This window comes from Pigmentiphaga sp. NML080357, assembly GCF_002188465.1.
Classification (GTDB): domain Bacteria; phylum Pseudomonadota; class Gammaproteobacteria; order Burkholderiales; family Burkholderiaceae_B; genus Pigmentiphaga.
The window spans coordinates 93,710-114,287 of the sequence record NZ_NINW01000020.1 but is presented as its reverse complement, the minus strand read 5'-3'; the positions used below and the strand labels follow the sequence as shown (position 1 = coordinate 114,287).

The following is a 20,578-nucleotide window of genomic DNA, read 5'->3' as shown; positions in this document are numbered from 1 at the left end:
AGTGGATGTGGTCCTACAATCACGAGCGCCCGAACATGGCCCTGGGCGGATTTACCCCGAAACAGCGGCTCGCCATGGCCGCATAGCGTTCCTACTTCTGGCAAACGCTAAAAATGGGGGGATTACCCAACGACCTGGGCGTGATCGATCGCATCGCTGCAGAGGTCGAGCAGGTCGCCAAGGGCATTCCCGGCGTGACGTCGTCACTCGCGGAGCGCTTGACGGGCGGGCGCTACGTGGATGTTCAGATCGACCGCGTAGCCGCCGGTCGCTACGGCCTGAACATCGCCGATGTCCAGGCGGTCATCGCCGGCGCGGTGGGTGGCGAAAACGTCTCGGAAACGGTCGAGGGGCTTGCCCGCTTTCCGATCAATCTGCGCTACGCGCGAGAATGGCGTGATTCACCACAACGGCTGGCAGAACTACCCATCTTCACGCCGATGGGTCAGCAGATCACGTTGGGGACCGTGGCACGCATCGCGATCACCGATGGACCGCCCATGCTCAAGAGCGAGAACGCACGGCCCTCCGGTTGGGTCTATGTCGATGTGCGCGGCCGTGATCTAGCCTCGGTGGCCAACGAACTGCGCGATGCCATCGGGCAGCAGGTCAAGCTGGAGCCGGGTGTGAGCATCACCTACTCCGGGCAGTTCGAATACATGGAGCGGGCCAATGCACGCCTGAAGGTTGTGGTGCCTGCCACCCTGTTGATCATCTTCGTTCTGTTGTACCTGACCTTCGCGCGTGTGGACGAAGCGGGCTTGATCATGGCGACCTTGCCCTTCGCGCTCACGGGGGGCATCTGGTTCCTGTACCTGCTGAATTACAACCTGTCCATCGCCACCGGCGTGGGATTCATTGCGCTGGCAGGTGTGGCGGCGGAGTTCGGCGTGGTGATGCTCATCTATTTGAAGCAGGCCTTGGCGGAACGTTGCCCCGATGGGCGCAACCCAACGCGAGAAGAACTGCTAGATGCGATCCGGGAAGGGGCGGTGCTGCGCGTGCGCCCAAAAGCGATGACCGTTGCGGTCATCCTGGCGGGCCTGGTACCCATTGTTTGGAGCAGCGGCACGGGCTCTGAAGTCATGAGCCGCATAGCAGCTCCGATGCTCGGCGGGATGGTGACCGCACCGTTGCTGTCGCTGTTCGTGATTCCGGCTGCCTATCTGCTGATGCGTAAGCCGCGCTAACGTTGCAACGCGGCAGGGTCTCATAACCGAGGCCCTGCCGTTTCCGGTGCGGCCTATCGGCACCCCAAGTGAACAACCTATTGAAACATCACACCTAGGGCAAGTTGAATACTGTAAATCGCATCTCGTACAGTCAGTTCTCGTTTCGACAGCCGCTCCCCGAAGCGCGATATTCGAGTATGTTGATTTCTCCTTTCGATTCCACATAAGACATCTGCGCCGGAATTATTCCGCACTTTCCATAGGTGGGCGTGAGCCCGATGACCTTAGCGATATCAAGCGTCATTCCGTAGCGATAATGGACGACGGGAGGCAGGATTCTTTCCTGCGTTCAAGGCATATGCACGTGTGGAAGCTTCATTTGCTTGCAGCGTTTCACCATACAGTCGATCCGTCGAGCCGTCAGCAAAGGCGGGAGCAAGAGCGATAATTGCTAGTGCGATGATGTAATTTCTGAATAACTTCATTTTTTAAATCTCCCTCAGTAGGAGATTTAATCCTAGGAATTCAGACATTTCAGTGAGATGACGACCCCATTACATCTCGCTAATTACTGCGGCGCGCTCACTAATACGACCACTACATTCTGGGACGACGTAGGGGCTGACTCAGTCCGGTTGTAGCCGCTCAGAAGTCTGTGGCCTTCAGGATGGCCGCACGCCTCATCGCGCCGCGCCGTATGCGCTGTGGACTGCAAAGGCCCGCATCCTGTAGCTCAATTCCGACGGCCAAAGCATCCATCTTTGGCCGTCGGCCAGCGTCAGGCACTTTCGAGCATTGCCGCATCATTTAGCAACCGTTGAATGCGCTGGCGAGTCTCCTCTGGAATACCTTGCACAGACGAGTCAGGTCCGGGCCTGTTTGGCTGCTGCTGGGTGCCCGCGATGACCCGCACGACCATGCCCAAATTTCCTGGTGTCACGATGTCGATGGCTGCGCGATCACCCAGGTCCGGATGTGGGCGGGTCAGCATCCGGTACAGGTCCCACGGATCCGCATGCGGGCACTGGTTCATGAGCACCTGTGCCAGCTTGTGCTTGAGGGGTACCAGCTGCCAGTCGGGCACGCGTTGCCCGCGGTTGCCCAAGCTGATAGACAGCAGCTTGCCCGCCTTCAGCTCGCGGTTGATCTGGTCCTTGGACTTCCCGGCCAACTTGCCGAACAGCGGGACCGGCAGACTGCTCGGCGATTCGTAGATGGCCAGCATTTCCTCGCGCTCGCGCTGGATGACTGACACCTCCGGCTCTGGCGCATGCGTCGGGGGCGGTGGTACCTGCGACAGTCGCTGGAAGGTGATTCCCCCGTCGTTTGGCGTCACGACGATGGGTTCGGCCACCACAGGCGGAACGGATGCCGCAGAAGCAGCAGCGACGATGGTGTTGGGCTTGTCCTCCTCTGCCATGGCCGGCACGCCCTCGATATGGATCGTGAGGTGCGCGCTGGCCGCTTCCACTTGGCCCTGTTCGAGCAGATCGAGACGATCCGCCCAGTCCTGCATCATCCGGCGGCGCGGCTCAACATACTTGGCGTGGTTGTAGGCCGAACTCACCTTGTTCGGGTCCGAGTGCGAAAGCTGCGCGTCCACCCAAATCTTGGGATAGCCGATCTCGTTGAGCGCCGTCGAGATGGTTCCGCGGATGCCGTGACCGGTCAGTTGATCCTCGTAGCCCATTCGTTTCAAGGCCGCGTTGAGGGTGTTCTCGCTGATGCGCTTCTTGAGTTCGCTGCGGTGCGTGAGCAGATGGACCTGAGCCGGCCTCATCACACCCAACAGGTAGCGCACGATCTCGATGGCCTGCACGGACAACGGCACGATGTAGGGCGGAACGTCCTGCGGGCGCTTGCCGGCCTTGCGCATCTCGTCCTGGAGTTGCTTGACGATCTGCGGCGGGATGATCCACAGGCCACGGTCGAGATCGAACTGGTCCGGGGTCGCCAGCCGCAGCTCGCCGGTACGCACGCCGGTCAGGAACAGCAGCCGGATGCCGAGTTGGGTCTGCCAACCACGAGGGTTGTAGAGCCTGAGCTTGTGCAGGAACTCGGGGAGCTCCGGAAGATGCAGGTAGGGGTTGTGGTTCACCGGGGGCTTGGGCTCGGCCACCACGTCCAGGTCGGAGGCCGGATTGGCTTCCAGCCCCTCCACGATGACGAGGGCATAGCGGAACAACTGCCCCAGCCAGGTGCGGACCTTCTCGGCAGTGGTGAACGCCTTGCGCTCCTCGATCCTCGCCAGGACGCCCAGGAGTTGGGGCCGGCGAATGTCGTAGATCGACATCTGCTTGAGGCTAGGCAGCACGTCCTTGTTGAAGATCCGCAGGATCTGCGACAGCGTGCTGTTCCTGCCCTCCTTGATTTCCTTGCGGCGATGCTCGACCCACGCATCGAAGACGGCCTTGAAGGTGTAGTCGGCCGCAAGCTTGACCGCGTGTCGCTTCTGTTTCCGATCGGTATGGGGGTTGACGCCCTTTGCCAGAAGCGCCCGGGCTTCGTCGCGCAAGGTGCGCGCTTCGCGCAAACCGATCTCGGGGTAGTTCCCCAGGGAGATGCGCTTTTGCTTGCCGAGCCAGTAATAGCGCAAATGCCACGACTTGCCGCCGGTGCGGGCGACCACCAGGCCGAGGCCATCGGTGTCGGGGATGCTGTAGGTTCTCTCGGCGGCCTTGGCTTGCCGCACGGTCAGATCAGAGAGTGTCATCATCAAGCTCCTAAGTCTTGGACTTAGGCCCGATGCTGCTTGTCATCCCGATCCAACCCCAGCAACAACCCGGAACCGGCACGACCCGCATTCTTTGGCCTTGTTTTTGGCCTCAAAAATGGTGGCTGTCAGTGGACTTCCGTGGCTTTCGCTGGAATGAAAAAAGGAGCCGAAGCTCCTCTTTTCAATGACTTACAGACGTCAGTGGAAGTCTGTAGATCATAAATTGGAGCGGGAAACGAGTCATGCACTAGAGCGCTAAGTCTCTGTTTCCCAATCACTTTCTCCACTGTGGTGATCAGCGAAGAACTCAATTATAGCCTTGTTTTTCGCCCTCGGCAACAAAGTTCATCCAACCACTTCCACCAGCGTCCAAGGATGATCCATCCACCCGTCGTTACGCCTGATGCGTCCAGCTGCTGAGCGGGTTCGCTATCGAACTCCAACTTGCGACGATCATGACTTGCGCTCGCTCCGCAGGCAGCGCGGGGTGGTGTCGCGTGGACTGCCTGGCACCTGGACGGCTGTAGGACACAACCGCCGGCATCGGAACACCGCAAGTACTCATCTTTACATCGCTGCGGCTAACTTCGCCGGAGCGCAACGCGGCGCCAGTGTAGTGGCAGCCAGCCTCAACGAAGGCGTGCAGCAATCCGGTTCATCTGCTCGATCTCCGCGCGCTGGCCATCGGAAATCGCTTGGCATAGGTTGACGAGTTCCGGATCTGAGAGCTGCGCCTCGCGGCACATGAGGATCGCTCCCGAATGGTGCGGGACCATAGACGCGATGAACTGTCGATCGCCGATTCCGGTTTGAGCACGGGTAGCGGCAAAAGAACCGAGTGTGAGAACGGCAAACAAGCCGTACAGCACGAGATTGAGCCGCCGGTTTGGAAACATGCCGGGCATTGTCGCTAGCATGAAGATGCCCATTGGCGCCCACATAGTGACCGCCATGTAGAGCATGTTGAGATTGTTTCTGAAGTCCCTGGCGCCGTCGATCATGCTGAACATTACGAAGTACATGACGACGAGGCCCAACACCATGTTCACCCAGAACTTGGCGTATGGTCGGCCGTGCTTACCCATCTGACCGGATGTGTGATGTTGATGTTCATGGGAATGTTCAGCCATCTCCGTCTCCTATGTGCTGGGGCAACCTGGCAGGGTCACTGGTACTGCGGCAGATACTTTGTCGATATATCAGCATGTGGAGCGATGCATCACTAACCGCTGATTTCCAGTCACCAACTGGACGTAGGGGCGTCGAACGCTTCAACTCGCTGGTCTTGAACCGTCTGGATATCAGACTATACCAAATCGGTCTTGATGGGCTTTGCGCCACCTATGACGCTGGTACCGTGAGCGCCAATATCGAGCTTGCGTCCTCATCGCTCGATGGGCCGGCAACTGATCGATTCTTGCATATCAAGCAAGACAAGGCCACCTGCGGCGGACGCCAATGGCCTCCTCCGCCTTCGCTTAGGGCATCGCCTCAAGCGTCCGTCGCAGGCCATAACGACACAACAGCCCTTGGGCAAGAAAGGAGCCGGTGATGTAGCGCACCCGAAAGGAGACGAAGACATGCACAAGGACATTTCAACATCAAAGGTGTTCTATCGTCCCATCGAGGCGGCCATCCGATGGGCTGGGTTGCTGCGGTATCTCCCGATGATCCTGGCCACGATCGCGTCACCGCGTGTCCTGCCTCGGTCGCTGAACTGCCCTCGATGGAATGAGTGCCGGCTGCACTCGGAACGTATCTATGACGGCATCCTCAACGGAGAGCTGCCCTACGGCAAGAACGGGATCACGCTCAATGATCCGAAGCTGCTCAATTCTCTGGATCTGACTGTTCGCCATGTCGATCTAAAACGCTGGATGCGCACCCACTATCCCGAGCACCGGCCAGGATTTCTGTTCAGCCGTGGCGAACGCATGGCGCATCCTTTCATCACCATGGAAACAGGACAGGCGATCCTCGTGGAGCGGCTGGCCCTTCAGGCCGCGCTTGAACAAGCCCGACGTGAGATGCGAGAACTGCAGGAGCAGCACGACACGCTACTCAAGCAATCCTCGGTGCTGTTGGCATCCAAGCAATGCGAGATCAGCGAACGGGCGGAAACGACCTATCTCAACATCATTGGAGGGATGTTGACGCTGATGCTGAGCCAGTCGCCTTCAGGCGTGCCCTATTCCAGCTTCAAAACGCAGGAGGCCCTTGTCTCTGCATTGGTCGCCCACTACGGCGGCACCATGGGCATCACTGAGCGCACCTTAAACGGAAAGTTCGCCAACGCTAAGAGGTACGTCCGTAGCGCAAGCGCATGAGGTTATCCAGCTTGTATGTGCAATCGCGGAGATTGCATTTGCAATGTCTTTCCGCAGCCAGGTCTATTGAATAGAGGTCACGCCAACAAACGCCACCGAGCGTTCAGGAGTGACCGCCATGTCGCAGACCCCTGTACTCCCGCCGAACGAGCGCCGCATCCTGCGGCTCGATGAAGTCGAAGCGAAGTCCGGCTTCAAACGCGCCCACATCTACAACCTGATGAAGAAGCGCCAGTTCCCTCAGGCGCTGCGCCTGGGCGTGCGCGCTGTCGGCTGGGATTCGATCGAAATCGACCAGTGGATCGCCGAGCGCCTCAACCACCGGACCTGACCCGCCCTCCCGCGGACTTCCCATTCCCAGCCGGAGAGCGCCATGCAGGTCGTGTCCATCATTTCAACGAAGGGCGGCGTCGGCAAGACCACGACGGCCGCCAACCTGGGCGGGCTCGCCGCGGACGCGGGCCTGCGCGTGCTGCTGCTCGATCTCGACGTGCAGCCCACCTTGTCCTCCTACTACGAACTGACCCAGCGCGCGCCGGGCGGCATCTATGAGCTGTTGGCCTTCAACGAGCGCGACCTTGGCCAGCTCGTGTCCCGCACGATCATCGCGGGCCTGGACCTGGTGCTGTCCAACGACCACCGGGGCGAGCTGAACACGTTGTTGCTGCATGCGCCGGATGGCCGCCTGCGGTTGCGGCATCTGCTGCCAGCACTTGCTCCCCTCTACGACCTGGTGCTGATCGACACCCAGGGCGCGCGTTCCGTGCTGCTGGAGATGGCGGTGCTCGCCTCCGATCTCGCGCTGTCGCCCGTCACGCCGGAGATCCTCGCGGCACGCGAGCTGCGGCGCGGCACCATGCAGTTGCTCGAAGACATTGCGCCGTACCGGCACCTGGGTATCGAACCGCCGCCGCTGCACTTGCTCATCAACCGCGTCCACCCGGTGTCCGCCAACGCACGGCTGATCCAGCAGGCCCTGCGCGACCTGTTCCAGGACAGCGCCGGCATCCGCGTGCTCGCCACCGACGTGCCGGCCATAGAAGCGTATCCACGCGCCGCAACGCGCGGCCTGCCAGTGCATCGGGTCGAGCACCGCCAGCCGCCCGGCAGAGTCGCCCCTGCCGCGCTCGACACGATGCGCGCGCTCGCCAGCGAGTTGTTCCCGCAATGGCAGGACCGACTGGCTCAAGTATCCGGCCGCCCGCAGCGACCTCTTGATCCTGGGAGGCCCCATGGCGAACGCACATGAGCTGGCCCGCGGCCACAAGCGGCTGCGCGCCCTGATCGAGTTCGCGGTCGGTGAGGGTTGGCACGTCAAGCGCACGCCGGGCGGGCACCTCAAGTTCACCAAGGCCGGCTGCGCGGCGATCTACACGAGTTCGACAGCGAGTGACCACCGGGCCGAATTGAACGCCCGTGCGCAGATCCGCCGCGCCGAGCGAGAGGCCCGCATGGCGCCGGCCGGCGGTCGTGGGGACTGCGAGGGGTGCGGCCATGGCTGACATGACCTCGCAGGACATGGCCGGCAAGCTGCTCGCGGCCGGCTTCGAGCGCAGCGGCCCAGCGGCTACGGCCTTGAGCGACCCGATCGCGGACACGCCCATGGTCGTGACGCTGGACCAGTTGCGGCCCTACGACCATGACCCGCGCATGAAGCGCAACCCGGCTTACGAGGAAATCAAGGCGTCCATCCGCGAGCGCGGCCTGGACGCGGCGCCGGCCATCACGCGCCGGCCCGGCGAGGACCACTACATCATCCGCAACGGCGGCAACACGCGACTGGCGATCCTGCGCGAACTCTGGTCGGAGACCAAGGAAGAACGCTTCTTCCGCATATCGTGCCTGTTCCGGCCATGGCCCCAGCGCGGTGAAATCGTCGCGCTAACCGGGCATCTTGCGGAGAACGAACTGCGCGGCGGCCTCACATTCATCGAGCGCGCGCTCGGCGTCGAGAAGGCACGAGAGTTCTACGAGCAGGAGAGCAGCGCCGCCCTGAGCCAGTCGGAACTGGCCCGTCGCCTGGCGGCCGATGGCTTCCCCGTCCAGCGGTCACACATCACCCGCATGGCCGACGCGGTGCGCTACCTGCTGCCCGCCATTCCCACTGTGCTCTATGGCGGCCTGGGGCGCCACCAGGTCGAGCGGCTGTCGGTCATGCGCACGGCCTGCAAACGCACCTGGGAGCACTATGCCAAGGACCGCACGCTGCCGCTGGAATTTGACAGCTTCTTTCAGGAGGTGCTGGCGCAGTTCGACACGCAGGGCGACGAGTTCGCGCCGCAGCGCGTGCAGGACGAGCTGATCGGCCAGATGTCCGAGCTGCTGGGCGTCGGCTACGACGTGTTGGCGCTGGACCTGACCGAATCGGAAAGCCGCCACCGGGCGCTGGTCAGCGACCCGACGCCACCTGCGGCGCCGCCGGCGTTGCCTTCGCCCACCGCCAGCACGCCGACTCCCCCGGGCGCAGCATCGTCCATCGCCACGCCTGCAGCGGCGGCCGGTCCTCCACCCGCCAGCCCAGCGGTGTCCGAGCCCACCTTGCGCCACGACGACACGGCGGCTGGCGAAGCGGCCACGGGAAGCCCGGCGGCTGCACCGAGCGATCTGCTTCGCGAGCACATCGTCTCGCCGGCACCGACGACCGAACGGCTGCAGTCGATCCAGCGCATGGTCGCCGACCAGTTGGGCGATGCGCTGCCGCCCGACTTCTCGGCGAGCGTGCTGCAGTCCATCCCGGTGCAAGCCGGCGGACTCTATCCGATCTCCGACGTCTGGTACATCGACGCCGGCCTGGACACGCCCGATCGGCTGCGCATCCACATCGCGCAGTTCGCGCGCGAGATCGCCGGGGAGGCAGGCCTGGACGAGTGCATCGAGGATCGCGCCGATGGCATCGGGTTTGCGTGCCGCGCCCGCGGCCAAGCCCCGTCGCCGCTCGGCCGCGCGGTGCTGACGCTGCTCGCTTCCCTGACGGGTCAGCCCGTCGCCGAAGCGGGCCTGGACGGCGCGCAGCTCGCCGCCGACCTGCCGACCCTGTTGCACGGCCAGAGCCAAGGCCATGGCAGCGGCGCAAGGCGCTTGAGCGACACGGCGTTGGTCAAGCTCTTTCGGCTGCTGCGCCTCGCCCGGCGTCTGCTGGACCTGGAAGCCGGCACCACGGCGCCCGGGACGTGAGCGAGGGAGGCCGCATGTCCACATCGCATCCGCTCAACCAGGCCGTGATTGCCCAGGCGCTGTATGACCTTCGCAACGGCCAACTGCGCCGCTGCAAGGCCATGGGCTTCGGCGAGGCCGAGCTGGATGCGCTCAAGCACCCCGCGCTGATCAGCGTGCTGGCCAACGCCAGCGTCTCGTGGTGCTCGGTCACGGTCAACCGCGAAGTGCTGCAGCGCCTGCTCAACCAGGCACAGGACGTGGAGAAGGAAATCGCCACGGTCGATCGCATGCTGCGGCTGGGGGCCAGCACGGAGATGGTCAGCCGCTTCTATGGCCTGACCCATCAGGAAGTCGCCCTGCGGCGGGAGATCCTCGGCCTGCCCAAGCGCAAGGGGCGCCACCCCGTCCTGGACGAGACCCAGGACACCGAACTGTGGCGGCAATGGAAAGCCGTGACCAGCAGCAGGAACGTCGATCTGGAGGACGAGACCTCGATTCTCGATGCGGCCATGGACCTGGCCGAGGGCATGTCATTGCCGCTCTCGGTGGTCTGGGCCGCGATCAGGAACTGGGTCGATCAGGGATTGGGCTAGGCCATGGCCGTGGACGACACCGCCCCACGAGCCCCGCGTCAAGGCCCCATCGCACTCGCCGACCTGTTCGACGCTGCGCTGAAGGACCTCACGCCCAAGCCAAATCCCAGCGCGCCAGCGCCCATGGCAGTGCCCACGCCTGCCGCGTCCGGCGACGCCTTCCTGTTCAGTGGCAATCGGCACGAGAGCGTGCCGCGGCGGCTGTTCCTCGACCGCCGCCTGACACCGCTGGAGCGCAACGCCTGGCAGGTGTTCCGGCTGATGCTCAACGACGACGGCGTCACGGCGTTCCCGACCTATGAGCAGTTGCGCCCCTGGCTGGCGTCCATGCCCTGCGCGGGACAAGCCTCCCACGAGACCGTCGCGCGGGCGCTGACGCTGCTGCGCCTGACGCGCTGGCTGAGCCTCGTGCGACGACGGCGCGACGCCAAGACCGGCCGCATCCTCGGCAACCTCTACGTCCTGCACGACGAACCCCTGACACCGTTCGAGGCGATGCAGCTCGACGCCGACTACCTGGCCCTGGTCAGCCAGTCGCTGGGGCATTCGGCCAAGGCCGTTCAGGTGGTGGGACTCAACACCCTCCAGGAGATCGCGGACGACCCGATGTTGTCCGGACGCACCTTGCCGTCGCGGCTGCAAGTGCTCGCCGAGCGCCTGGCCGACCAGGGCATCACCGCCACCGAAAGTTATCCACAGGAGGATGCGATCCACGATTCCGAAGAAGGGCCCGCGAGCCTTCTTCGGAATGGCGAACGCCCCTCTTCGGAATCCGAAGCAGGGCCGAAACCCGCGCCAGACGGCGCTCTTCGGAATCCGAAGCAGGACCGTACAGTACGTAGTAGTCGTATTGATGAAGTACGTACTACCGCGCAGGCGCGTGCGCTGGGCGACCTGCAATGGCCCAAGCGCTTCGCGGAACTGAAGGCGGAACAGCAGGCCGGAGCCAGGATGGCGTTGCAGCAGGTGGACGCTGCCCTGCGGCAGGCCGTGCTGGACGAATGGGCCGCACGGTGCGGCAAGCATGGCATCCGCAACCCCGCCGGATATCTGTTCGGCATCATCCAGCGCGCCATGCGCGGCGAGTTCAATGCGTGGGCCAAGCAGACCAGCCCGGCACCGCCAACACCATCGGCGGCGCGAGCGCCACCATCCGAGCCGCCGCGCAACGTCGTGCCGCCCGAGGTGGCCCGGCAGCACATCGAGCGCCTGCGCGACCTGCTGCGCAAGACCTGAGCGCAGGGCTTGGCAAAGCCGTGAAGTAGACGTCTATGGCGGTCAACAGAACGGTCCCCAGGGGACGGCTGTGCGGTGAAGCGCCGGGCGACGGCGCGACCCGCTGCGCGAAACCTGGGCAAAGCGCCTTGGCAAGGCCATGAAGCAGACCTCCATGGCGCTCAACGGAACGGTCCCCTGGGGACGGCTGCGCGGCGAAGGATCGTGTCGAACGGCAGCGCGACGTGCGGTGCAGCACGCATACCGTCAACAACCGAGGACGGGAACGCCGACGTGAGTGCCTATCTGCGGAGCGGTCCCCAGGGGACCGTTGCGCGCTGCACCGCCAGCGCGCACAGAACCGGGGCCGGCTCATTTCGGTTTGTTGACTGACTGCCTTCCGCCGCATGCGGATGCTGGCGGCTCCCTGTCCACCAGCGAGCGATCACCATGGCAACCAGCAACGAACCATTGCAACTCAACCTCGGCTCCCTGCGCAGCGCGATGTCGCTGACGCTGCACACCCACCACGCCTCGCGCATCTGGCATGGCCGCGCCGCCGCTGAGGGGCGACCTGGCATCGTCGGCCTGAACGGCTACATCGCCGTCATGAACAAGATGAAGCGCGGCTCGGAGCAGGACGACCCGTACAGCGACTGGTGGATGCTGCGCATTGAAGACAAGCTCGACCAGACCAAGACCACGCTGCAGACGCTGCGCGAACAGGTGGACCAGGCCCTGGCCGGCGTGCCCGCCGCGTTGACCCTGGGCGAGAATCTCAACGTGCAGCCCGTCAAGCTGCCGCTGTTCGTCAATGCGCAGTTGGGCTTTGCCGCCGTCTATCTCCTGGCCGACTACGACGACATCGCGCGCAAGCTGATCCTCGCCCACCACACCGCGCTGATCGACCGCAGCACTTTGGAGCGCTGGCTCAACGAGGGCGCGCACGCGCTGCGCAGCCTGTTCTCGCTGGCCCAGCAGTACCGCTACTCGGGCTGCACGCGCGACGACTTCGCGGCGAAGAATGCCGCAGCGCGGGCCGCGCTGGAGAAGTTCGGCGAGTTGCCGCAGGACGTCCTCGAAGGCACGCACCGCTCGAAGTTTGCGCCACCCATCGTGCGCCGTGGTCTACAACAGCGCGGTGAGAGTCCTGCCGCAGCCGCTACCAGCGCCGATGGTGATGCGGCCGCTGCTGCCGACCCGTCCGAAGGCGCAGCCACTGCCGGCGAGGACGAATCCGCATGAGCGATCTGTACCAGCCGACCCGCTACTTCCGGGGCCTGCAACAGGGAGCCTTCATGCGCCTGGAGCACGCGGCCTCTCTAAAAGGCCTTTTAAAGCCTTTTAAAGGTAAAGGGGACTTGGAGGCCTGGGCCAGCCAGTGCTTCGCCATGCGCGACGAGTTGATCGGCCTGGCGCAGCGACAAGTGCTGCAACAGGCCAGTGGGCATCCCTTCCACCTGCTGCCCGTGGAACTGGCCCAGCAGACCACTGGCGCGGGAACGACGTTCCTGCGCTGGCGCAGGCACGACCGCTCGGCCATGGGCGTGGCCCTGTGGCAGGAGCTGATGGCGAGCACCAGCACGCCGGTCAACCTGCTGGCCGACCTGCACGCGATCGAGCTGCAGCGCATCACGCTGAACATGCAGATCAGCCTGTTGCACACCCTGGGCAGGCAGGCCCAGGAGTGCGCCAGCAAGGCCGCCGAGGCGGAAGACGCCTACCTGCGCCGGCTCGCGTCCATACCCCCCGCAGTGCGCGATCGGTGATCGCGTCGGGCACCCCAGCACGCGCCCGGCGGCAGTGAGGCGCGGGTATTTCAACCACCACGGAGATCACACCATGAGCACGCATTTTTCCGGCGAAGGCAACATCGGCTCGCCCCCCGAGTACCGGGAGTTCCCCAACGGCAACGACGAACCGCGGCGCTTGCTGCGGCTGAACGTCTATTTCGACAACCCCGTTCCCACCAAGGGCGGCGACTATGAGGATCGCGGCGGCTTCTGGGCGCCGGTGGAAATCTGGCACCGCGACGCCGCGCATTGGAAGGACCTCTACCAGAAGGGCATGCGCGTGCTGGTCGTCGGCCGCATGGAGCGCGAACCCTGGACCGACAACGAGGAGCAGCCGCGCGAGACCTGGCAGATCAACGCGCGCAGCGTCGGCATCCTGCCGTTCCGCATCGAGTCCGTCGTCCTCAGCCCCAAACCGCAGGAGACCGCGCAGGACGCGCAGCCCAAGCCCCAGCCCGCCCAGGAACCGGCTGCGCCGAAGGAGACCAAGAGCAGGAAGTGACCCAGCATGGGGGCGGCCGCGGCTCTTCGCCGCCCCCCATGTCCTCGCGAGCTATCCCCTGGGGATAGCTCCACCGACGTCCACCGGCTTCCACGCGCTCCCGAACATCGCGGCTCCCGGCCAGCACACCACCGGCTGCACGCCATCCCCGCCGCAGCCATCCCATCTCGTGAAAGCGGTCGCCACCGCATGCGGCTTGTTTGCTGCTGCTTCCGCAGGCGCTCGGCATCCTCGATCCCGGCAACTCCATGAACAACGGGAAGCGGATGGACGGACATGCGGCTGTTTCTGTGCGAGAAGCCCTCCCAGGGCAAAGACATCGGCCGGATTCTCGGCGCCACCCAGCGCGGTGAAGGCTGCCTCAATGGCTCCGGCGTCACGGTCACCTGGTGCATCGGCCATCTCGTCGAAGCAGCAGCACCCGAGGTCTATGACGCGGCGCTCAAGCGCTGGTCGCTGGAGCAGTTGCCCATCATTCCCCAGCAGTGGCGGGTCGAGGTCAAGCCGAAGACCGCCACGCAGTTCAAGGTCGTCAAGGCGCTTCTGGCGAAGGCGACCCACCTTGTCATTGCCACCGACGCCGACCGCGAGGGCGAGCTGATCGCCCGCGAGATCATCGACCTGTGCGGCTACCGCGGTCCCATCGAACGCCTGTGGCTGTCGGCGCTCAACGATGCGTCCATCCGCACCGCGCTCGCCAAGCTGCGGCCCTCGGCCGAGACACTGCCGATGTATTACTCGGCGCTGGCGCGCTCGCGCGCCGACTGGCTTGTGGGCATGAACCTCAGCCGGCTGTTCACCGTGCTCGGGCGGCAAGCCGGCTACGACGGCGTGCTGTCGGTCGGGCGTGTACAGACCCCGACGCTCAAACTCGTGGTGGACCGTGACCGAGAGATCGCGGCCTTCGTGTCCGTGCCGTACTGGGCCATCGACGTGTCCTTGTCCGCAGGCGGTCAGACGTTCACCGCGCAGTGGGTGGCACCCGATGCCAGCGCCGACGACGCCGGCCGCTGCCTGCAGCAGCCCATCGCACAGCAGGCCGCGCAGCAGATCCGCGCCGCGGGCAGTGCCCAGGTGGTGTCGGTCGAAACCGAGCGCGTGCGCGAAGGCCCGCCGCTGCTGTTCGACCTGGGCACCTTGCAGGAAGTCTGTTCCAAGCAGCTTGGGCTGGACGTGCAGGAGACACTGGAAATTGCCCAGGCCCTGTACGAGACGCACAAGGCCACGACGTACCCGCGCTCGGATTCGGGCTACCTCCCCGAAAGCATGTTCGCCGAGGTGCCCACGGTCCTGGACAGCCTGCTAAAGACCGATCCCACGCTGGCCCCGATCATGGGCCAGCTCGACCGCACCCAGCGCTCGCGCGCCTGGAACGACAGCAAGGTGACGGCGCACCACGGCATCATCCCGACGCTCGAACCCGCGAACCTCTCCGCCATGAGCGAGAAGGAGCAGGCGGTGTACCGGCTGATCCGGGCGCATTACCTGGCCCAGTTCCTCCCGCACCACGAGTTCGACCGCACCGTGGCGGACCTCTCCTGCGGCCAGCAGAAGCTGGTGGCCACGGGCAAGCAGGTCGTCGTCAAGGGCTGGCGCCTGGTGCTGGCCGAGCCAGAACGTGAAGGCAGCGCCGACGAGGACGGCGATGCCCCGCGCAGCCAGGTGCTGCCCGCATTGCGCGACGGGATGGCATGTCAGGTCGCCGGGGCCGACATCAAGGCCCTCAAGACGATGCCGCCCAAGCCCTATACCCAGGGCGAACTGGTCAAGGCGATGAAGGGCGTTGCGCGTTTCGTGACCGACCCGCGCCTGAAGCAGAAGCTCAAGGACACGACGGGCATCGGCACCGAGGCGACGCGGGCCAACATCATCAGCGGGCTGATCGCCCGCGGCTACATCGTGAAGAAGGGACGCTCCATCCGCGCATCGGATGCGGCGCTCACGCTGATAGACGCCGTGCCCGCGGCGATTGCCGACCCCGGCACCACCGCCGTCTGGGAACAGGCGCTGGACATGATCGAGGCCGGACAACTCACCCTGGATGTGTTCATCGGCAAGCAGGCTGCATGGATTTCGCAGTTGATCGCGCAGTACGGCAGCACGTCCCTGTCCATCAAGGTGCCCCAAGGACCGGCTTGTCCGCAGTGTGGCGCGCCCACGCGCCAACGCACCGGCAAGAGCGGCCCGTTCTGGTCGTGCAGTCGCTATCCCGACTGCAAAGGCACGCTGCCGGTCGAAACCGGCACGTCCAAGCGTGGTGCCTCGCGCCCACGCAAGAGCGGCCGCAAAGGCTCCTGACCGACCCCCGTTCCCCGTGAGCCGTGCCCGCCATCGGCGGCGTGGCCCGTGTTCCGCATGCCCTGCGGGACGCCCAGCGCGCAACGCCTTCTTGTCCGTGTGCGCGTCCCGTTCAGCCGCCCCCGGCCGCGGGACCTGAAGGTAGCTTCTCCGCGAACCGCACCCCGCGCGTTCTCCCCGTCCGCATCTCTTCCGCACGCTGCGAAGGGTCCCCCGATGGCTTGCCTGTGCGAGCCACCCGGAGACCCTTCGTGGTCAGCGGTATTCGGTGCCGGTGCCCGCCGGCGCAAAAACGGGCTCCCTTTGTGCGCGGATGTGCGCCAGACGATGCCGGCCCCAGCCACGACATGGGCCGGGTGTGATTGCTTGATGAGCAGACGGTTCTAGCGACGACCGGGCCTGCCAATCAGCCCACGGGTGGTTCTTCTTTCCTCCCGAGCCGAAGGCCCCTGGGGCCTTCGGCGCCTTTCTCCTGCCTTTCAACGCCCCGGCCAGGGCGATGGCCCTGCGCCATACGAACAGGAGACCGACATGCACCCGAATCTTTGCGCACCGCCGCGCAACACGCCGCTGCTCTACGGCAGCGTCTGCAGCGGCATCGAGGCCGTGAGCCTCGCCTGGCAACCGCTCGACCTCGAAGCCGCGTGGTTCGCCGAGATCGAGCCGTTCCCGAGCGCCGTGCTCGCCCACCGTTACCCCCGCGTGCCTAACCTGGGCGACATGACCGCGATCGCCCGCCAGGTCCGCGCCGGCACCGTGCCAGCGCCCGACATCCTGGTCGGCGGCACGCCGTGCCAGTCGTTCAGCGTGGCCGGCGCGCGCCAGGGGCTGAACGACCCACGTGGTGCCTTGACCCTTGCCTATGTGGAGCTTGCAAATGCCATCGACCAAACCCGCCACCAAGACCGCCGCCCGGCGGCAACGCTCGTCTGGGAAAACGTCCCCGGCGTCCTCAGCGACCGCAGCAACGCCTTCGGGCACTTCCTGGGAGCACTGGCTGGAGAAAGCCGTGCGCTCGAACCGCCAGGGCAAAAATGGGCGCACGCAGGTTGTGTGTCTGGACCCCGGCGCCGCATCGCCTGGCGCGTGCTCGATGCTCAATATTTCGGCGTCGCCCAACGGCGCCGTCGCGTGTTTCTTGTGGCAAGTGGTGGAGGTGGCGTCGATCCCGCCGAGGTACTTTTTGAGCGCGACGGCGTGCGCGGGGATTCTTCGCCGGGCTTCGTGCCGTGGCAAGACGCTGCCGGCGCTGCTGGATCGGGCGCTGCGGCAGCAGGCGGGTACTCGGGATATGCAGGACTGAAGCAGCCCTACGGCAAGGCCACGGTGACGTTCGGATTCGGCGGGGGCAACACCGCAGGCCCCATTGACGTCGCGGCCTGCCTGACCGCGGCACCTGGCCCGAAGAACGACTTCGAGGTCGAGACCTTCGTGGCGCAGTCCATCGCGGGCAGCATCAGCCACACGCTCAGCACCGCCAACGGCGGCAAGGGCTGCAGCGAGGACGGCACCGGCAAGGGTGTGCCGATCATCGCCTTCACCGCCCAGGGCTGCGGAGCCGATGCAACGATGGCCTGGGCACCGACGCTGCGCGCGGGCGGGCATCGCCTCAGCCACGCGAATGCCGGCGTCGTGCCGGCCATCGCGTTCGCGCAGAACTCGCGCGGCGAGCTGCGGCTGGAATCCGGCCACGGCCAGCTTGCCGGGACGCTCTCCACGGGTGGCGGCAAGCCGGGCCAGGGCCGGCCGATGGTGATCGGCGTGGCGCTGCGCGGTCGCACCGAAGGCCTGGCCGCTGAACTGGGCGATGGCGTCTCGACCGCGCTGCGCACCAGCAGCGGCGGTGCCGACAAGCCCCATGTGCTGGCACCGGACTTCGAGGCACATTTCCGCTACGACTGGAACGACCCCGGCCCGGGCGACTGGTCGCAGTGGCGGGTACGTCGGCTGATGCCTGTGGAGTGCGAGCGGCTGCAAGGCATGCCCGACGACTACACGCTGGTGCCGTACCGCGGCAAGCCCGCCGCCGACGCGCCCCGCTACAAGGCGATCGGCAACTCCATGGCCGTGCCGTGTGTCGCGTGGCTGGGCCAGCGGCTGGTGCAGTGCCCGCACAAGACGGGATCGAGCGCTTCGGATTGATGCACGACGCGGCCGGCGGGCCGCGTGATCCTCCCTCCTGCATTGCCGACGCATCGGCAACAGCCAGCAGCCAGGGTGTCAAGGCTGCCGTGGGTTCCTCCCACGCCACCCGCCAGTTCGCCCCGGCATCTCTCCGGCGAACGCTGCCCACCGGGCATCGATGCCACCTTCCTCCAACCCACGGGATGTATGCCGCGTCCCGTCAGGGGCGTGTCGTCAACCCGGTCGATAACAGGACTTCCTATGGACACCATCACCCGACAAGACCGCATCACGCTCAAGAACCTCAAGGTCGCGGATTTCGCGAGCGAGGAAACGCTGTGCTTCACCGCCACCGTCATGTTCGACGGCAGGCCCATCGCCGAAGCCCGCAATGACGGACACGGCGGCTCGACGTTCGTGCGCCCGCTGCAAGGCCAGGCCGCGCTGCTGGCCCAGGCCGAGGAATTCGCCAAGAGCCTGCCGCCGGCATCGCTCGACGTCGAACGCGAGGACGACGAGCCGCTTCTCATCGACATGACGCTCGACTTCCTCGTGGACCAGTTGGCCGATGCCATGCATGCGGAGCGCAAGCTGCGCACCGCGTTCAACCGCGACATCGGCAACAAGGTGCTGTTCATCAAGGACGGCCGGCTGCTGTTCCTCAAGGGCATCAAGCTCAAGGCCATTGCCGACCGCGCGGCGTATTTCGCAAAGCTGCGCAGCCGACAGGACCAGCCCATCATCATCCTGGCCGAGCTGCCAGCGGACGAGGCATTCGCCATCTGGAAGCAGCATGTCCTGGGTGACAAGCCCCGCTGATCCAGCCTCACCGCACCGTCATGACCGCCCCGCACTCGTTGCGGGGCTTTTCTTTGTCCTGCGCACATCAATCGGGGCTGGACCAGATGCCGATTTCCAACTGACGTGGCGCGGCACCCTCACGAAGCTGTCCGCATGTCCGCTGATTCGTCAGCACATGCCAGCAGCCAGGGTTTCAGGCTGCCGCGGGGTTCTCTCCGCGCAACCCACCAGTCCGCATCGCATCCATTGCGCGGACGCGCGTTCCCAAGACGCTGATGCTTTTTTTTCAACCGCGTGCGGGAGCTGCCATCCCGTGAGGGACAGGGCCCCGCTTTTCCAAGGAGCCCATCCATGTCCCAGCAAGCCTCTTTCGGCCGATTCGGTCAATTGGCCTTGACCTACTGCGGCAAGTTCCTGCCGCTCGAAGTCCTGCACAGCGCCGCCGGCCACTACATCGGCACGCGCGATACCGAAGGTCCCGTTTCGCGGGAATCTCGTGAGTACTTCCGCAGCCATGCTGCGGCTCAACGTGCCCTCGAAAGAGGCGGCTGGTCCCAGCTCGCCATTCCCTGATCCAACTGGAGGAATCACGTCATGAACCAGCTACTGCCGCAGGAAGTCGTCGATCAGATCGTTCGGGAAGAACGGCATTTCAGCGCTGCGCCCCAAGCCTTTTTTGAGGCCTGGAAGCGTGGTGTCGAAATCGCCGGCCCGCAATGGTTTGGCGATGGCACCCGTGAAGGTCTGAACCAGGCCAAGAGCAAGTGGGATCTGCGTCCCGACATGCTGCGGCTCAACGACGCCCTCGGCGTCCTGAGCAGCGGGGAACGCATGTTCCTGTCCGCGATGGTCAGCTTCTACAACGCGCGCGAGGGCGGTGCCATGCTCAAGCGCTGCCACTTCAACGGGTTGTCGGACTTCGACGGCCTCGATCTGCCACGTCGCCAGGTGATCGCCGACCTGCTGCTGAACTACAGCGGTTGGTGAGCCGGTCCCTGGCACACCTTCATCACTGCGTTCACGGGACCCCATGAGGGACATGCGCCTCGTTCGAGGCCATGTCCCTCGCGTTTTCTCCCCGCCCAGCGCCATCCGGCATCAGGCGGTTTCCCCTGCGGATGCCATCGTCCGCAAGGGCTGGCTCCGTTCATTCATCGAAAGGAGCCTTCATGGCCAACAACTACTACGAAGCCACCGGCGTTCTCGTGCTCGACCGTGTGACGCCCGTCATCCAGGCGCTGTTCGGCGCCTTCGCGCTGGACGAGAGCCACCCCGGCAACGGGCAGGCCTACATCGCCCAGATCGCCGAGACCACCAATCCGCAATGGCCGGACGTGCTCGATGGCCTGGAAGACCTGGCCACGCAACTCGGTATTCCGATGCCGGACGACGAAGGGCTGTCGATCCCGCCGCTGCTCGAACTGCTCGCCGTGCACTTCCGTGCCGATGAGGACGAAGAGCTGGGGAACTTGATCGACCGTCATTCGTTCGAGGACACCGCCGATCTCGACGCATTGTTTCTGATCGCCACCCGGTTCGATGACGGGCACCACCTGACCGCCATCCAGTTCGAGGGCTGCTGGTACTGCAGCAAGCCGCGGCTGTTCGAGTTCGGCGGCAACGGCTGCTACCTGAGCCGCGAGGTCCGCTTCATCAGCTCCTCCTCCCAGGCCCTCCAGCTCGGCGACCAATTGCGCAAGACCATTGTGGCCGCCGACATAGAAGAGGCTTCGGCCCTGATCGCGCTGGAGACCATCAATCTGCTGGCGGGCGTCAGCGACGAGCCATTCCGCATGAATTTGCGCCGGCGCGTCGCCGAGCGATTGGCCCAAACGCCAACGATCAGCGTCACCTGACGCTGTTTCCTTTCTTTCCACCCAC

19 protein-coding genes and 1 pseudogene are annotated in these 20,578 nt (G+C 64.9%); 17 read left to right on the top strand and 3 right to left on the bottom strand.

The annotated features are described in order from the left end of the window. Window positions 1–128: 128 nt before the first annotated feature. Window positions 129–1,190 (top strand): annotated as a pseudogene (locus CDO44_RS05545) (efflux RND transporter permease subunit); the annotation flags it as partial. A 133-nt stretch (window positions 1,191–1,323) separates the two neighbouring features. On the opposite strand, the gene CDO44_RS28340 reads toward CDO44_RS05545, so the two are convergent. The 3 genes from CDO44_RS28340 to CDO44_RS05530 form a co-directional block, all read right to left on the bottom strand. Beyond that, a complete protein-coding gene (locus tag CDO44_RS28340; protein WP_369824519.1) occupies window positions 1,324–1,506 on the bottom strand; it encodes a DUF2790 domain-containing protein in 183 nt (60 codons plus the stop codon). A 444-nt stretch (window positions 1,507–1,950) separates the two neighbouring features. Beyond that, window positions 1,951–3,885 (bottom strand): integrase arm-type DNA-binding domain-containing protein, encoded by a 1,935-nt coding sequence (locus CDO44_RS05535; RefSeq protein ID WP_023083474.1) that lies wholly within the window; start codon window positions 3,883–3,885, stop codon window positions 1,951–1,953. A gap of 632 nt (window positions 3,886–4,517) precedes the next feature. Continuing rightward, the gene (locus tag CDO44_RS05530; protein ID WP_003098996.1) at window positions 4,518–5,018 is read right to left on the bottom strand and encodes a DUF305 domain-containing protein; all 501 of its coding nucleotides are present in this window, start codon (window positions 5,016–5,018) and stop codon (window positions 4,518–4,520) included. 450 nt (window positions 5,019–5,468) lie between these two features. Between CDO44_RS05530 and CDO44_RS05525 the strand changes: the two genes are divergently transcribed. From CDO44_RS05525 to CDO44_RS05450, 16 genes are all read left to right on the top strand, one after another. Continuing rightward, the gene (locus CDO44_RS05525; RefSeq protein WP_003120040.1) at window positions 5,469–6,215 is read left to right on the top strand and encodes a hypothetical protein; all 747 of its coding nucleotides are present in this window, start codon (window positions 5,469–5,471) and stop codon (window positions 6,213–6,215) included. 118 nt (window positions 6,216–6,333) lie between these two features. Beyond that, window positions 6,334–6,546, top strand: a complete 213-nt coding sequence (locus CDO44_RS05520) for an AlpA family transcriptional regulator (protein ID WP_003090093.1) — start codon at window positions 6,334–6,336, stop codon at window positions 6,544–6,546. 42 nt (window positions 6,547–6,588) lie between these two features. Continuing rightward, on the top strand, window positions 6,589–7,464 hold the full coding sequence (locus CDO44_RS05515) for a ParA family protein (RefSeq protein ID WP_003090095.1): 876 nt from the start codon (window positions 6,589–6,591) through the stop codon (window positions 7,462–7,464). Beyond that, entirely contained in the window at window positions 7,448–7,717 is a 270-nt protein-coding gene (locus CDO44_RS05510) for a hypothetical protein (RefSeq protein ID WP_003050422.1), read from the top strand. Before CDO44_RS05515 ends, CDO44_RS05510 begins: the two co-directional genes overlap by 17 nt. Beyond that, window positions 7,710–9,389, top strand: a complete 1,680-nt coding sequence (locus tag CDO44_RS05505; protein ID WP_042178612.1) for a ParB family protein — start codon at window positions 7,710–7,712, stop codon at window positions 9,387–9,389. Before CDO44_RS05510 ends, CDO44_RS05505 begins: the two co-directional genes overlap by 8 nt. A 14-nt stretch (window positions 9,390–9,403) precedes the next feature. Then, window positions 9,404–9,964: a DUF2857 domain-containing protein gene (locus CDO44_RS05500; protein WP_003090097.1), complete on the top strand. Its 561-nt coding sequence runs from the start codon at window positions 9,404–9,406 to the stop codon at window positions 9,962–9,964. Window positions 9,965–9,967: 3 nt separating this feature from the next. Next, window positions 9,968–11,200, top strand: coding sequence for an STY4528 family pathogenicity island replication protein (locus CDO44_RS05495; protein WP_042178611.1), 1,233 nt, complete (start codon window positions 9,968–9,970; stop codon window positions 11,198–11,200). 429 nt (window positions 11,201–11,629) lie between these two features. Further along, window positions 11,630–12,424 carry a PFL_4669 family integrating conjugative element protein gene (locus tag CDO44_RS05490; RefSeq protein ID WP_023087322.1) on the top strand — a complete coding sequence of 265 codons (795 nt, stop codon included), beginning with the start codon at window positions 11,630–11,632 and terminating at the stop codon, window positions 12,422–12,424. Then, window positions 12,421–12,948 (top strand): DUF3158 family protein, encoded by a 528-nt coding sequence (locus tag CDO44_RS05485; RefSeq protein ID WP_023087321.1) that lies wholly within the window; start codon window positions 12,421–12,423, stop codon window positions 12,946–12,948. The genes CDO44_RS05490 and CDO44_RS05485 overlap by 4 nt, the downstream gene beginning before the upstream one ends. Window positions 12,949–13,021: 73 nt before the next feature. Beyond that, window positions 13,022–13,474, top strand: a complete 453-nt coding sequence (locus tag CDO44_RS05480) for a single-stranded DNA-binding protein (protein WP_013391788.1) — start codon at window positions 13,022–13,024, stop codon at window positions 13,472–13,474. A 276-nt stretch (window positions 13,475–13,750) separates the two neighbouring features. Next, window positions 13,751–15,772, top strand: coding sequence for a DNA topoisomerase III (locus tag CDO44_RS05475; protein ID WP_087779347.1), 2,022 nt, complete (start codon window positions 13,751–13,753; stop codon window positions 15,770–15,772). Between the two features lie 531 nt (window positions 15,773–16,303). Further along, window positions 16,304–17,914, top strand: coding sequence for a DNA cytosine methyltransferase (locus CDO44_RS05470; RefSeq protein WP_087779346.1), 1,611 nt, complete (start codon window positions 16,304–16,306; stop codon window positions 17,912–17,914). A 243-nt stretch (window positions 17,915–18,157) separates the two neighbouring features. Then, window positions 18,158–18,715 (top strand): hypothetical protein, encoded by a 558-nt coding sequence (locus CDO44_RS05465; RefSeq protein WP_041652386.1) that lies wholly within the window; start codon window positions 18,158–18,160, stop codon window positions 18,713–18,715. Window positions 18,716–19,048: 333 nt separating this feature from the next. Next, a complete protein-coding gene (locus CDO44_RS05460) occupies window positions 19,049–19,270 on the top strand; it encodes a hypothetical protein (protein ID WP_003120032.1) in 222 nt (73 codons plus the stop codon). A gap of 21 nt (window positions 19,271–19,291) precedes the next feature. After that, window positions 19,292–19,684 carry a hypothetical protein gene (locus tag CDO44_RS05455; protein ID WP_003050375.1) on the top strand — a complete coding sequence of 131 codons (393 nt, stop codon included), beginning with the start codon at window positions 19,292–19,294 and terminating at the stop codon, window positions 19,682–19,684. A gap of 182 nt (window positions 19,685–19,866) precedes the next feature. Continuing rightward, window positions 19,867–20,553, top strand: coding sequence for a hypothetical protein (locus CDO44_RS05450; RefSeq protein ID WP_003116830.1), 687 nt, complete (start codon window positions 19,867–19,869; stop codon window positions 20,551–20,553). The last annotated feature ends 25 nt before the right edge of the window (window positions 20,554–20,578 follow it).

Excerpts from the sequence above, each read along its gene's own strand:
- CDO44_RS05535 (WP_023083474.1), bottom strand. The coding sequence starts at position 3,885 with ATGACACTCTCTGATCTGACCGTGCGGCAAGCCAAGGCCGCCGAGAGA.
- CDO44_RS05530 (WP_003098996.1), bottom strand. The coding sequence starts at position 5,018 with ATGGCTGAACATTCCCATGAACATCAACATCACACATCCGGTCAGATG.
- CDO44_RS05525 (WP_003120040.1), top strand. The coding sequence starts at position 5,469 with ATGCACAAGGACATTTCAACATCAAAGGTGTTCTATCGTCCCATCGAG.
- CDO44_RS05520 (WP_003090093.1), top strand. The coding sequence starts at position 6,334 with ATGTCGCAGACCCCTGTACTCCCGCCGAACGAGCGCCGCATCCTGCGG.
- CDO44_RS05515 (WP_003090095.1), top strand. The coding sequence starts at position 6,589 with ATGCAGGTCGTGTCCATCATTTCAACGAAGGGCGGCGTCGGCAAGACC.
- CDO44_RS05510 (WP_003050422.1), top strand. The coding sequence starts at position 7,448 with ATGGCGAACGCACATGAGCTGGCCCGCGGCCACAAGCGGCTGCGCGCC.
- CDO44_RS05505 (WP_042178612.1), top strand. The coding sequence starts at position 7,710 with ATGGCTGACATGACCTCGCAGGACATGGCCGGCAAGCTGCTCGCGGCC.
- CDO44_RS05500 (WP_003090097.1), top strand. The coding sequence starts at position 9,404 with ATGTCCACATCGCATCCGCTCAACCAGGCCGTGATTGCCCAGGCGCTG.
- CDO44_RS05495 (WP_042178611.1), top strand. The coding sequence starts at position 9,968 with ATGGCCGTGGACGACACCGCCCCACGAGCCCCGCGTCAAGGCCCCATC.
- CDO44_RS05490 (WP_023087322.1), top strand. The coding sequence starts at position 11,630 with ATGGCAACCAGCAACGAACCATTGCAACTCAACCTCGGCTCCCTGCGC.
- CDO44_RS05485 (WP_023087321.1), top strand. The coding sequence starts at position 12,421 with ATGAGCGATCTGTACCAGCCGACCCGCTACTTCCGGGGCCTGCAACAG.
- CDO44_RS05480 (WP_013391788.1), top strand. The coding sequence starts at position 13,022 with ATGAGCACGCATTTTTCCGGCGAAGGCAACATCGGCTCGCCCCCCGAG.
- CDO44_RS05475 (WP_087779347.1), top strand. The coding sequence starts at position 13,751 with ATGCGGCTGTTTCTGTGCGAGAAGCCCTCCCAGGGCAAAGACATCGGC.
- CDO44_RS05470 (WP_087779346.1), top strand. The coding sequence starts at position 16,304 with ATGCACCCGAATCTTTGCGCACCGCCGCGCAACACGCCGCTGCTCTAC.
- CDO44_RS05465 (WP_041652386.1), top strand. The coding sequence starts at position 18,158 with ATGGACACCATCACCCGACAAGACCGCATCACGCTCAAGAACCTCAAG.
- CDO44_RS05460 (WP_003120032.1), top strand. The coding sequence starts at position 19,049 with ATGTCCCAGCAAGCCTCTTTCGGCCGATTCGGTCAATTGGCCTTGACC.
- CDO44_RS05455 (WP_003050375.1), top strand. The coding sequence starts at position 19,292 with ATGAACCAGCTACTGCCGCAGGAAGTCGTCGATCAGATCGTTCGGGAA.
- CDO44_RS05450 (WP_003116830.1), top strand. The coding sequence starts at position 19,867 with ATGGCCAACAACTACTACGAAGCCACCGGCGTTCTCGTGCTCGACCGT.